The 14,586-nt window shown below is 56.5% G+C and carries 3 protein-coding genes; all 3 read right to left on the bottom strand.

All coding sequences use genetic code 11. The features are described 5' to 3' along the window. Positions 1–19 precede the first annotated feature (19 nt). Genes NST04_RS20270 through NST04_RS20280 form a run of 3 tightly spaced genes read right to left on the bottom strand, consistent with a single transcriptional unit; the run spans position 20 to position 14,584 of the window. Positions 20–2,182 carry a type I polyketide synthase gene (locus NST04_RS20270; RefSeq protein WP_341185849.1) on the bottom strand — a complete coding sequence of 721 codons (2,163 nt, stop codon included), beginning with the start codon at positions 2,180–2,182 and terminating at the stop codon, positions 20–22. Further along, on the bottom strand, positions 2,175–8,339 hold the full coding sequence (locus NST04_RS20275; RefSeq protein WP_341185850.1) for an SDR family NAD(P)-dependent oxidoreductase: 6,165 nt from the start codon (positions 8,337–8,339) through the stop codon (positions 2,175–2,177). Before NST04_RS20275 ends, NST04_RS20270 begins: the two co-directional genes overlap by 8 nt. A gap of 32 nt (positions 8,340–8,371) precedes the next feature. Then, entirely contained in the window at positions 8,372–14,584 is a 6,213-nt protein-coding gene (locus NST04_RS20280; RefSeq protein WP_341185851.1) for a beta-ketoacyl synthase N-terminal-like domain-containing protein, read from the bottom strand. Between the last annotated feature and the right edge of the window lie 2 nt (positions 14,585–14,586).

Genomic DNA, 14,586 nt, shown 5'->3' on the forward strand with positions numbered 1-14,586 from the left:
TTCTCTTCCTAATGAATGCTTATTTGGACTTCCAGCCGCTGTTGCGGTATTCTTCAATGACAAGATGGCAGTTCGTTCCGCTGAAGCCGAAGCCGCTGATGGCAGCCATCCGGGAGCCGCGTTTGTTCTCCGGCCAGTCCACCAGCTCACGGTTGATATAGAAAGGGCTTCCCTCCAGCCGGATCTTCTCGTTAAGCCGGGTATAGTGGATCAGCGGCGGAATCTGCCTGTGCTTCAGAGACAGCAGAATCTTAATCATTCCGGCGACTCCGGCGGCCATCGTGGCATGTCCGATATTGGCCTTGACGGAACCGAGCGCGCAGTACTGGCTGTCCTGTGTAAAAGACCGGAAGGCCTCTGTCAGCGCCTTGACTTCAATCGGATCACCGAGTGAGGTGCCCGTTCCATGCGCTTCCACATAATTGATCTCAGCCGGATCGATCCCGAATCTCTCATAGACCGTTCTCTCCAGCTGAATCTGCGAATTCACACTCGGCGCCGTAATGCCGTTGGTCCGGCCGTCCTGATTCACGCCGCTTCCCCGGATCACTCCGTAGATATGGTCCCTGTTCTCAATCGCCTGCTTAAGCGGCTTCAGGACCACAACCCCGGCCCCCTCACTCAGCAAGGTCCCGTCTGCGGCCTGATCGAAGGGTCTGCATACCCCCTCTGCCGACAAAATCTCCATCTGGCTGCTCTGCACCATACTGTCAGGCGTAATCATCAGCCGGATGCCTCCGGCAAGCGCCATATCGCATTCCCCATTCCAGAGGCTGGCACACGCCTGATGTACAGCTACCAGCGAGGAGGAGCAGGCGGTATCCAGCGAAATACTCGGTCCCTTCAGGTTCAGGAAATACGAAATCCGGGCGGCCAGGATAGAGGAAGAGGTTCCTGTAAAAGCCTCTGAGGTATTGCTCAAGTGATTCGCTTCCAGATGCTTGGTATAGTCGCTTGGAGCACATCCGACAAATACGCCGCAGCGGGTGTTCTGCACCGCCTGGTCGGAATATCCGGCATCCTCCAGCGCGTTCCAGGCCTCCTGCAGAAAAATCCGCTGCTGCGGGTCCATAATCTCCGCCTCTTTAGGTGAGATATTGAAGAATAACGGATCAAATTCATCCACCTGCTCAAGCAGACCGGCAACGGTACAGTAGGTCTTCTGGTCGGCCTTGTGGTCTTTGTCATACCAGGCACGGATATCGAACCTGCTGCCGGGAACCTCACCTGTGCTGGAGACGCCGTCCCGCAGGTTACGCCACAGCTCTCTTGCCGTAGCTGCGCCGGGAAACCGGCCTGATAATCCGACGATGGCAATGCCTTCCGGCACAGCGGCGGATGCTGTGGCGGGTGCGGCTGCCGGCGGACTGCTGAATGCAGCTTTTGGCGCAGCTGCGGCCGGTTCTTTCGCATTGCGAGCGGCGGTGGAGAAGCCAAGCTTGATTTTGCCGGCTGGTTCCGCTTCCGCAGCAGGAGCTGCGGGTGCCACTGAATTCGCGCCGGTCTGAAGCAGAAGCTTGGGCGCCCCGGAGACTGGCGGTATTGCGGACAGAGAAGCCTGCACCGCCGGTGCTTTTACCGGTTCACGAGATGGTCCAGCGTCTTGCTTGACTGGAGTCACTGCAATCGGTGCGGATGGTGCGGCTTCCGGTTTGTGCTGGGAGAACTGGTCGATCAGATCGTTCATATATTCATATCTGTGGTTCAGCCGCAGAGAACGTGCCGCTTCGGCTTCAGAGCTGCTCTCCGGTACCTTCTCCGCAGCCGCCTGCTCTCTATGGAGCGGACCCGGAATATTAGGAATACTATTCTTCTGAACCTCGTGAACCATATACCGGGCCAGCTCCGGAATCGTCGGATAGTCATAGAGCAGAATTCCGTCGAGCTGGAGCCGCAGCGCTTCATTCAGGTCGCGGACAATCTCCACACTGCTGATCGAATCAATTCCCATCTCCTTAAAAGACAGCTCATCGCTTATCTCCTCCGGCTGAAGCTTGACCACCCGGCACAGCACATCCTTGACCAGCTCCTCCACCGATTCTTGAGTATGCTCCTGCTGCGCGGCAGCGGCTGTCCGGTCCAGCTTCTTCAGTTCATTGATACGTCTCAGGCCTTCACGGGCCTCCAACCTATGCTCCTTGATCTGCTGCAGAATATCTCTGATCATCCCGCCGTTACTCATAGTACACCTCCAAGAACTGGGCAACCTCATCCACATCCAGCTCATCCCCGTCCAGTCTGGACAAAAGCTCCAGCAGGTCGTGATCCTCCGGGTTAAGCGGAGCGTCAACGGCTTGCACTGATACCTCGGCAGCCTTGGGTTCCAGCAATACACCCTGTATACGTCCGATGTGCTCTGCAAGCAGGTTAATGGAGTAGTAATCATAAATATCGATGGTATCCAGCCGGAGTCCGAAGCACTCGTTCAGATCGCGGACAATCTCCACACCGCTGATGGAATCCACCCCCATCTCCTTGAAACTCATCTCCGCATCCAGCTTCTCTTCATCCAGTTGAATCCGCCCGGCAACGATCCGGGTGAGTTCGCTCCTGATGCTCATCGCAGCTTCGGCATTTGTATCAGCAGCCGCATTCTCCTTTGTATCCGGGTATTTCATATTCCCTGCTCCGTCTGGTGCTGTGCCTGCTGCCCGCTTGCCGCTTTCCTGTTCATCTGCTTCCGGCGTCCGAGGCCGGTATAAATGGCGGATCTTCGCCTTGACCTCTGGTGTGGTGAACGTAATCCGGTGCATTTCATTCTCCCGTTCTACACAGCGCAGCAGCGGTTCCAGCACCCGGCTGGACAGCTCCTGCTTCAGCACGCTAACAGTCGTCCGGGGCTTCCCGGCAATTTGCCGGGCAATCGACACGGCTTCCTGCAATACCTTATTCTTAGCCCTGAAGAGAACCGGTGCAGCTCTGTCTTTGAGCTGTTCTCCTGTGTACATGCTGGCCGTGAACATCATTTCCATGGCGAGGTTTTTGCCCAGCTTGTCCTCCAGGATGAAGGTGGCGCCCATTCCCGGGGTGAAGCCATATTTGGCAAAAGCAGCAGAATAAACGCTCTCTTCAGCCATCACCACGATATCCGCGTACAATCCGAACAGCATACCGCCTCCGGAAGCATGGCCTTCCATCGCGGAGATTACCGGAATAGGGCATTCCAGCATCCCCCTATAGAGGATCGGGGCGTCCGTGAAGCTCAGCATCGAGTCGGAAATATCCAACAGCTGCTCCTGGGTGCCGCCCATGGAGAAGATCCGCTCATCCCCGGCAACGACAATTGCCTTGATCTGTTCGTCCTGCTGTGCAAGGTTGAAGCAATGGGTTAGTCCCTGTATGACCTCATGGGTGAATGTGTTGTTATGTCTGATATCCTGCATGCGGATCAATGCTACGCCGCCTTCCAGCCGTTCAAGCACAACTTCGTCTCCGGTATACGCCGTCCCGGCTGCAATGGGCACTGCGGGTTCCGAAGCCTGTGCCGTTTTTACAGGCTCTTGTGTACTTGTCGTTGGATGTAAGGAATTCGCAGCCTCTATCCAATAGCTTTTGCGGGCAAAAGGGTAATGCGGCAGCGATACAAGCTCAGGTGTTGAATTCCCGTACAGCGCCCGCCAGTCTATCGCAGCGCCTTGCGCCCAGGCCCGGGCCAGGCTTCCGGCTTCATGCAGCTTGTATGCCGGGACCTCCGGTAATGATTGGCCATGTACCTGTGAAGCGAAGCACTGGCCAGAAGCCCGCTCATCCAAGTAATCCGTAAGCAAAGCTAGAAGCTCGTTTCGAGTGCTGTATACGATGGCTACCCGGTGCTTCATAGGTTCTCTGGCAACCTGAAGGGTATAGCTTAGCCCCATTAGAGATAGCTCGTGTACAGCACCAGTCTTCGCTTCATCGCCAGCCCCGCGTAATTCCGTACTTGCTCTTCCGGGTATAAGCCGATTGCCCAGCTCCAGCAGCGTCAAGTCACCGCTAACAGCGATAGCATCAGCCGCAAGGCCGAATTCTGCCGCGAGCATCTCCTTTAACCGGATCGTTTCGACAGGACCAAGGCCCAGCTCAGAGAGGGTGTGATCCTCCGTAATCCCGGTAATCTTAAGATCCAGCATCTGAGCCATCTGCTGCTTCAGATATGAGAGCACTTCCTTCATATGGCCCCAGTCCTCAGCCTGCTCATGTCCGATGAAGTCCCTCATCCGCCGGACATAGGCTTGCAGCCGCTCAGGAGTCTGGGCGGACAACACAAAGACATAAGGTCCGTGTGTATCCGTCTCTTCCTGTTCCTGATTGCTGTCCTCTAGACTGCCTGTATATTGCTCCAGAATGACATGAGCGTTGGAACCGCCTGCACCGAAGGCACTGATGCCAGCGCGTCTAGGGTATACGGTTGTCCGTTCCTGGCCCCTACGTGTGACAGGTAACCATGTCTCAAGCTTCCGCTGAATATAGAAGCCCGAATCCTCAAGCCGCAGATGCGGGTTAAGGGGCTCCGAATGTAATGAAGGTACGAGCTGCCCATGCTGCATCTGAAGGATGACCTTCGCGATGGCTGATATTCCGGCTGCCGCTTCAGCATGGCCGATATTGGATTTGACCGAGCCTATGGCACAGCTGAAGCCAGCATTCCTATAGGGGGCAAAAGCATTCATTAGCGCCTGCATCTCAACAGGATCACCAAGTGGGGTACCTGTCCCGTGTGCTTCAATATAATTGATCGTGCCTGCATCCACACCGCTTCTGGTGATCGCTTCCGTTACCGCTTCTTCCTGTGCACGCTGATTAGGTACGGTGAATCCGCTGGCTTCGCCGCCATGGTTGATGGCGCTGCCTTTGATGATTGCATAAATGCGGTCATGATCCCGCTCTGCCTGCCGCAGCGGCTTAATCAGGATGGCCCCCGCCGCCTCTGCCGGTACATACCCATCCCCGCCTTCACCGAAGCTGCGGCATCTGCCGTCTGAAGAAGCGAAGTTGCCCTGGGACAACAGAAGATATTTATCCGGGTGTACGGAGAGGTTAACGCCTCCGACCAGCGCCATGGCACAATCCTGATTCTTCACGCTCTGGCAGGCCAGATGCAGTGCCGTCATGGAGGAAGAGCACATCGTGTCAATGCCCAGAGAAGGTCCGGTCAGTCCAAAATAGTAGGATACCCGGTTAGCAATGGAGGAGATCGTAGAAGTGGAAACCTGCCGGCCGGTATTGTAAAGCTGGTATTGCATCCACATCGCTCCAGTGAATACGCCCACCTTCTTGCCTTTTAGTGCTGAGCGGTTATATCCCCCATCCTCGAATGTCTCCCAGGCCAGCTCCAGGAATATCCGCTCATGCGGGTCCATCAGCGCGGCTTGATAAGGGGCGACATTGAACAGGAGGGAATCGAACTTGTCCACATCGCGCAGGAAGCCGCCCCATCTGGAGCTATCCTTGCCCCAGCTCTCCTGTGCCGTAAGCTGCTGTTCTTCATGGTTCCACCGCTGCGGATCGATCTCAGTTACCGCATCCCGGCCTGACTTGAGCAGCTCCCAATATTCTTCCAGATTGTCCGCCCCCGGGAATCTTCCGCTGATGCCGATAATTGCGAGATCCCCGTCTTCGCTTCCGGCGGCTCTGGACGGGCTCTGGATGAACTCGGGCTGCGGAGCAACCGCAGGCTCACTTGCTGGACTTCCTTCTCTAATCAGGAATTCATCGATTCGGAGTTCTTCCCCCGGAGCCATGAGCAGTACGGCTTCTTCGCGCTGCAAGGCCCACTCCAGCGCCGCGATTGCTGCGGAGGTATCCAACACCGCAATGCCGAATTTATTTTTTAGCGCAAGCTCTGTGTGCTCGCCGCCCTTCATCCCCCCGTCGCACCAGAGCGGCCAGTTAACAGACAGGGATTTACCGCTCCTCCGTCCCTGCGTTCTCCATATTTCCCTATGCTGCATATAGCCGTCCATGTACAAGTTCGCATACGCATAATCGCTTTGAGCCGGATTGCCCAGGACCCCCGCGACAGAAGAGAACCCGGCGAAGAACGCCAGCGGCTCCTCCTGAAATACTTCATCCAGATTCGCCGTCCCTTCTGTCTTCGCCCGCAGTACGTCAAGGAAATCTGCACTGTCCTTATGAACCAGCAGCGAATCCCGGGTCATTCCCGCACCGTGAAAAATCCCGTCCAGCCTGCCGTACTTCTCCTTCACATAAGCATGCAGCCGCTCCACCGATGACCTGTCGGTTACATCGCAAGCCATATAGTCCAGCTGCGGATGCGCGCCTAACGCAGCCAGGTTTTGTTCCGGCAGCTTCGCTGCTCTGCCGCAGAGGAGAGCTGTCCCGCCTTGCTTCAGAACATACGCCGCCAGCTGCTGTCCAATCCCGCCGGCCCCGCCGGTAATTAAATAAATATGATGTCTGCGGATCGCTGCCGCTTCACCGCCAGCGGTTTGACCGGCCTTGCGGTAAGTCCGGATTCTACGTGTCCCCTGTGTATATTCGATGCTTCGGCCATCTTCCCAGCCCTCATGAAGCTCGTTACGGACAAGGGTATGTAAGTGTTGTGTGTTCTCCGCGTCTAGTCCGATGCATTTATAAGTTACTTTATCTGTCTCCGATTGAAGACAGGCCAGAAATCCTTCCATGGCTGAATCACCCGGATGAGCCGCAGAGCCTGTCCGATTGTACAGATACAATACTTTTACAGCCGATTCTATTCTGCTGCGCAGCAGCTCTCTAAGAATGCAGAACATGGGCATTACCCGCTGCCCGGACGGCTCCGTCAGATCAATCCGGCTCTCCCCGCTGCAGTTCAGGCTGTTGATTAGAACCGTTGGCAACTGTCTTGACGCGGATAATGCATCCGCGAGCTGCTTGTAATCCTGTTCACGGGCCAGATTGATGCGGTACAAGCCCGGCCCTTCTACAGCGAATTCTTCTCCCGGATGTACGAAGGTGTACCGGTTGCCAGCCGCAGCTTCAGTCAGATCCGGCAGCGTATCCCGTTCCCGGCATAAGACCAGCACCTGCTCCTGTTGCCTCGGATATCCCAGCCCTCCCGGATGTCTTAACGGACGTTCTGTCCAAGCTGGGGTATAGGCGTGCACAACCGTACCGGAACGAAAGAACGACTCTGCGTGCTCCCGGAGAATATAGCGGCTCAGCTCATCCAGTGTGGCATATTCGAAGAGCAGCGTCGGATACAATGGGCATCCCAGCCTCTCCTCCAGCCGCTTCACGATGTCCAGCAGATGCTGTGAATTGAGCCCCAGACTATAAAAGCCCTCCTCTGTCTGAAGCCCGGCCTCGTCCCTTCCGGACAAATCGCTTACCAGATGCTTCAGATAAGAGGTAACCGCGTCCTGGCGTGCACGTTCTCCAGCCGGATTCCCCGCCAGGTTCAGCGGCACGCTAGGATTAGTCTGTACCGTATTCGTCCCCGTCCCCGGCTCCGTCTCCGCTGCCGGATCAACCGGATTCAGGAGCTTCCGGGGATTGCGGATCAGCTCCTTGGAGCGGATCTTTTTGAGGCCCCAGCGCTTGAAGCAGGCTATCTCTTCCCCCTGTGCGTTATATACCTCAATATCGAAATACATCAGGTCACGGATGTCGCCATCCGGGTAACCCTCATCCTTAATGTAGACGTAGATCTGCTCCTTCATTGGTTCATACGCATGGAAGGATTCGATGAACATCGGAATGGAGGCTTGAATTCCGCGGGAGAAATCCAGCTCCTGCAGGACGACGAAGCCCTGCACCAGCGTGGCCGCATCCAGATAACAAGGATGCATGCAGAAGTGATCCATATACTCCCTGGCCAGTTCTCCCAGACTAATCTCCGCGAGAATCCGCTGGTCGCCATAATACAGCTTCCCCAGACCCTTCATGAATTCAAGGTGGCGGATATCAATTCGCCGTACATAGCTGTAGGCATGGTCCAGGTCTTCCACACGCCGGCTCTGGCTTTTGATCTGCCCGATGTCAATCGATTTCCGTTCGCCGCTGCGCGGAGGAGACAAATGCAGCTCGCAGCGCAGATTCTCATCCCAGACACTGTCCAGCTCGCGGTGCCCCTTGACCTTCCGGGACTGTGCCACAATCCCGTACCCGTCTGCTGCCCTTGTGAAAGTGATCCGGATCTTCTTATCGTACTGATCACTGGTTGTGACCGGCTCGCTGAACAGGACCTTGCGCAGCTCAATGTCACGCAGATTCACGCCCTTGGTCTGCAGGAATCGGCAGATCATGTCCAGCAGTGTGACTCCCGGCATCATCCGCACACCATGGACCCGATGATCTCTGACAATGTAATTGCTGTTGGTGATTACTGTACTGAACCTTGTGCCGTGTAAAGTGTCCATCCCCGCACCTCTCCGCTCTCCCGTATTCAAGCTCACTCTTCAATGAATTGCAGGAAGGACAGCTGGTCCAGCTCCTCCTGAGTCTGCCCCCGTGCCTGTTGCCTGCGGTCCACCCAAGCCCGATGCTTGTTGAACACCGCCTCCGGCAGCGGCCGCCTGCGGGGGATATAGTCACTTCGTGCAGCCTCCCCGCATTCCCCGATAATCATGTGCACATTGGTGCCGCCGAAGCCGAAGGAGCTGACGGCTGCCCGGCGTTGCTCTCCGTGATTGTCCCAGGCTGAAGCTGCAAGCACCGGATAAAAAGGCGAATGCGCAAAGTCAAAGCGCGGATTCGGCCGGCTGCAATTCAGCGTGGGTACAAGCGTCTTGTGATGTATACAGAGCACGGTCTTGATGAAGCTGGCTATGCCCGCCGCACTGAGGCAATGGCCGATATTGGTCTTCACGCTGCCTACACCGCAAAAGCCGGTGGCGGCGGTGTATTTTTTAAATACGGAAGTCAGGGCCTTCAGCTCAATCGGATCGCCAATCATCGTCCCTGTGCCATGGGTCTCCACATAACCAATCGTCCCCGGGTCGATCCCGGCACGCTGGATGGCTTCAGCGATAACCTCCTCCTGTCCCTGCATGCTTGGAGTAGTTACGCCCATGGTCCGTCCGTCATTGCCTGCGGCCGAAGCTTCGATTACCGCATAGATGCTGTCCCCGTCGGCAAGGGCCCGGGTAAGCGGCTTGAGCAGTACCATCCCGCAGCCTTCTCCGGGCACAATGCCGTTCGCCTCCTCATCGAAGGTATGGCATTTGCCGTCCGGCGACATCGCTCTGGAGGCACTGAACACGAGGTGAGGGCGCTCATCGAGCAGCAGGTCCACCCCTCCCGCTACCGCCATCTCCGATTCACCCAACCGGATGCTCTGGCAGGCCAGATGCAGACTCAGGAGCGAGGAAGAGCAGGCGCTGTCCACTGTGAAGCTGGGACCTTTGAGATTGAAGAAATGCGAGGCGTAGGCCGCGATGAAGTTCTGCCCGATGCCGATGATCGTATTCTTATTGATCTCCTGCACCCAGCCGGGATAGGAGCCGGGATGGGCACCGATGAATACACCGACCTTTTTCCCGCTGATTTCCGCCTGCTCATACCCTGCATCCAGCAGGGTCTCTGCCGTAACCTCCAGACACTGCCGCATCAGCGGGCTGATCTGCTCCATATTCTCCGTAATCCCGAAATATCCGCCGTCAAAGCTCTCGATATCCTCCAGGAAGCCTCCCCATTTGCTGATACTTTTTCCGGCGGCATGCTGCGGGGCATACCATTTATCCTTGTCCCAGCGGCTGGCCGGAACCTCGGTAATACTGTCTATCCCTTCCCGCAGGTTATTCCAGAAGGCCTCCTTGCCGCCCGCTCCCGGAAAATGACAGCCCATGCCGATGACGGCAATCCGCTCATCCGCATTACCCGGGGAAGCGTGCATATCGTCCGGCACCTGGTGCGTGCTCTGTATTGTCGCCTTGCCTTCATGGCTGCGGGCGGTTTGGAATTCCGGCACCCGGCTGTACTGCCCGGCGAATCTAATCTCATTACCAGTCTGTAAGTGCTGCTCTTCGCGTTCCGGTTGTTCGCCGTGATCAAGCTGTTCCGGTTTCTCCGCAAGCTCAGCACGGTTCGAACAGAGATGCTCCGCCAGTGCACGTATATCCCTAAGCTCGAAGAACAGCGCAGGATCTATACGGGTCTTAAAGGCGATGTCCAGCTGCTTAATGACTTCAATCAACAGAATGGAATCCACACCAATCTCGGCAAAAGGAACATCCTCACGTATACGTTCCCTCGGCAGCTTCAGCTCTGTGCAGAACAGATCAAGTATCAGATTGGATGCCTGCTGCAGTTCCGCTAAGGGAACCGCTATATCCGGGATTCCTGGAGCCGCAGTGCCGGAGCTGCCCGTCTGATCCGGCTGGGATGTCTTCGGCGAAGCTCCCGCCCTGGACCGCTCCGCGCTCGTCCTGAGCCATAATTCCGGGCTATACAGGTCCATGTTGAGAATGGCCGGAATGACGCTGGGCTCCTCCTTGCCGCAGAGGATATCCTCCAGCATGGAGAGACCGTCGGCCAGGCTGTGCGCGGTGAGGCCGGTTTCTGTATAGAGCGGGCTGAGCAGGAACCCTGAATCCGCCAGCATCCCTACCTCCGACCAGCTCGGCCAGAGAATCGACTGATAATGCGTGTTGCCCAGGGTGTGCTGGCACTGTGCATACAGGTCCAGATAATAGTTGGCGGCACTGTAATCACTAAGACCCGCAGCCAGCAGTGGGGCCAAGGCTGAAATGGAAGAGAATAGAACGAAGAATTCCAGTTCATCCCCAGCGAACACCTGCTGGAGGGAAGACATCGCTTCCACCTTTGGCTCGAATACCTGCTTAATCTCGCTGATGCTTTTATGAACAAAAGCCGGATGCTTATTCAGACTTGAGCCTGCGCAGTGGATCACGCCGCCTATTTCGCCCCGTTGCTGACGGATATTCCCGATAAAGGACTGGAGCCGCGCGGTATCGGTCAACGATCCGGAGAAGATGTCAATGCAGGCACCGTAGGCTTCCAGCTCCATGATCCGCTTGATCCGCGCCTGATTCCCGGGGCTCTGGCCCGCATCAGACAAGATTCCGGACCACTCTGCCCGTGCAGGATATGCCTGGATTCCCATTAGCACCAGCTTCCGCGCCCCTCTTCTGACCAGCAGTCGGGCCAACTCGGCTCCGATTCCCCGTGTCCCCCCGGTAATGACATAGACCTTCTCCGGGTCCAGCGATAGCCTGTTGTCCGGTCTTCGGTTGTTCCATTTATTCTCCTGCTTCAGGACGGTTAGTACCGGCTCATGGCGGCAGCCGTCCTTGTAAGCTGCCTCCGCTGCTGCAGATTCCTGGCATAATTCTGCCTGCACCATTTGAAGCTGAGCCTGAATATCCATGGCCCCGGCTCCGATATCCACCGTACGGGCGGTAATCTGTCTGTACTCGGCACCGATGGTGCGGATTAGACCGGCAACATCAGCACCCGCCAGTGTATGCGTTCCTCCGGGGCCCTGAACACCCCCGGTTAAATGAATGATCCGGAAATTCTTGCCCGCCTGCTTGACTAGGGTCTGCAACAGCATGATTTTGCCGTAGCTCTGCTTGGAGCAAGACTTCGGCTGGACATGAAGATCTGAGAAATCGATGATTCCGTGAAGTGTCAGCTTCTTGCCAAGCAGAGCATCAATAAATGGCTGACTGCCTGCGGTATCAGTGAAATCAACATCCAGTACAGAATCACGGGCTTGCTGCCGTATTCCGTCACACAGGATCAGCGGCGGATCAAGTGCAGCCTTCACCGCTGCCAGTGCGGCTTCGTCCATCTCTTCGTTGATGATCACAAGATATTGACCGTCCAGCCGTTTTTGCTGCTGTGTCTGCTCCGACTTGACCCAATCCTTCTTCAGCAGTCCATATTGCCCGCCGGAGATAAGCCCGTCAGTCCGGAGCGGAACCATGTGAATGTCCTTATAGACCAACACTTCTTCACCGCACTCATTCAGCACATGAACGTCATAATGAAGCCCGCTGTTATTGTGACTGTTGCCGATTCTTCCAGATTGAAAATAGAGAAATCTGGCTGAGGCGGCCGGTGACACCAGCCGGATTTTACCGATCTCATAGACGGCTGCGGCCGTGCCGCCGCAAGCGATCATGTCCGCGTTCAGACTTTGCAGAACAGCTTCGGTCAACCGGGCTGACAGCATGTCGTCCGCCTGCCCGGACACCGCTTGGGAGATCTCTACCAGCTGTCCGCTTAAGCTGCTGTACATCCCGGTAATGACCAGGGCATGTTCTTCATAAGCCATGCCCTGGTTCTCCAATATACGGTAGACTTCCTCCCCGGTCCGCACCTGCGCCGCTTCCTGCTGGAGCTTGCGGATGTCCGCGACTGCCCGTTCCTCCAGCGAAGAGATCAGGTCTGTTCTGGCTGTGCCTGCTGCCAGAACATTCTGCTCTGCTCCTTCACACTGAACAGCAAACCTGAGGGAGCCGTCTTCGTCCTGGAGCCGGATATGCAGCTTCCCCGGCTGCTTGCCGGCAACCGGATGGGAGAATTGCACCCGCTCCAGAGCCGTAATCCCCGATGCGCCGCCTCCAAGAACAGCAGCCTGCACGCCCATAGCGAGCAGTACAGCTTCGCTGAAGACTGCCATCCCGTATACCTTCTTGCCGGGCATGGCTTGCCTGGCTGCCCCCGGCTCACTGATGAAGCAGATTCCCTGAACTGTGGATATATTGCGGTGTACCAGCGGATGAAGCAGTCCCATATCCACAGTAATGGGGCTTGCGGCACCTCCACTCTGGAGAGTCCTTGCTTTCTCCTCCCCTGCATCAATCCAGCAGCGCATATAGTCGAAGGGATAGCCTGGCAGCGATACTCTGCGGAAGCTCCTTGGCAGGGGCAGGCTAATGAAGCTAATGGCATAGCCTTTAATGTAATAATTAGCAATTAATTGAGCTGCCTTTGCCCGCTCCTGCGGAGGGAACCGGTCCTGATGAAACTGTGCCAGCAACCGCTCCATCTTGGCCTTGAGCGCAGGATTCACCTCTGTGCTGCTGCCCGATCCGCCGCCGCTGTACCAGCCGGAGCCAGGTTCCCTGAGCAGGTACGTTTCCAGCTCCCGGACAAGCTCCTCTCTGCTTGAGGCAACGAACATGCTGCGGTATGCGTAATGATCTCTGCCTGCCAGCAGCGTATAAGATACGTTGGCCAGTTCCGTCAAGCCTGGATCGTTACGCAGAGCGTCCAGCAGATCCCGGGCCTTGGCCTCCAGCGCACGGTCACTTTGGGCAGACAAGGGGAACAGAAGAATGTTGCCGTCCTGCTCTCCGTCTGGCCCGCTAAGGATGTCTTCGATATACTCGGCAATAACCACATGGGCATTGGTGCCGCTCATTCCAAAAGAGCTGACCGCCGCCATCCTCGGGCGCCCTTCTTCCCTGCGCCACTCCTCTGACTGCTTGCCTACGTAGAACGGGCTGTTTTGGAAATCGATCAGCTTGTTCTCCGTGCCAGTATGGAGAGTGGCAGGGATTCTTCCGTGCTTCAGGCTCAGCAGCACCTTGATCAGCCCTGCGATCCCTGAAGCGGACAAGGTATGTCCTATGTTGCCTTTGACTGAACCCAGATGACAGTACTGCTTTCGGTCCGTGAAGGCACGGAAGCTCTCGGTAAGGGCGGCGACTTCAATCGGATCACCCAGGCGGGTACCTGTACCATGCGCCTCCACGTAGGTGATATGCTCAGGATTGATTTGGTATTTCCCGTAAATCTCCCGTTCCAAGGCTGTCTGTGCGAGGCCGTTCGGAGCGGTGATGCCATTGGTTTTACCGTCCTGATTCACTCCGATACCTGCGATAATGCCATAGATATGGTCTCCGTCCCGCCTGGCATCTGCATACTTCTTGAGCAGCACTGCGCCGGCGCCTTCGCCCAGTCCAATGCCGTCTGCCTCCTCGGCGAACGGCTTACAGATACCGTCGGTGTTCAGCATCCCCAGCTTGCCCAGTGACATATAGATCCAGGGTTCGAGCATAATCTGCACGCCTCCGGCAATGGCCAGATCGCTCCCGCCGCTGTGCAGGCTGTCGCAAGCAAGCGACAATGCCACCAGAGAAGAAGAGCAGGCGGTATCAAGGGCGATGCTTGGCCCCTTCAGATTCAGCAGATAGGATATTCTCGCCGGAATGACCGACAGGCTGTTGCCGGTAGGAACATACTCGTTCAGCTGACCGGCGAACCGTTCCAGGTACTCCCCCTGCTGAAGGCCAACGAATATGCCGCATTTGCTTCCTGACATCTCCTCCAGCGAATATCCCGCGTCTTCAATGGCCTTCCAGGATTCCTCCAGGAATAACCGCTGCCTGGGGTCCATATGCTCTGCCTCCTTCGGCGAGAGGCGGAAGAACAACGGATCGAACTGATCCGCTCCGGGGATGAATCCTCCGTAACGGATATGCGTCTTCTGCTCCGGGCTTAGCTTGGAGAGCTCCCTGCGTTCAGCAGGCGCTTCCTGCACGCAGTCCGATTCCGCAATCAGGTTGTTCCAATACTCCTCTACATTCTCCGCGCCGGAGAATCTGCCGGAGATTCCGATAATGGCGATGTCCTCCCGGCGAACATTCCCTTGACTTGGCGAAGGGTCAGCTGTATACGTTCTGCTCAACATAG

Origin of the sequence: Paenibacillus sp. FSL H7-0756 (assembly GCF_038006765.1) — a bacterium.
Taxonomy (GTDB): domain Bacteria; phylum Bacillota; class Bacilli; order Paenibacillales; family Paenibacillaceae; genus Paenibacillus_AQ.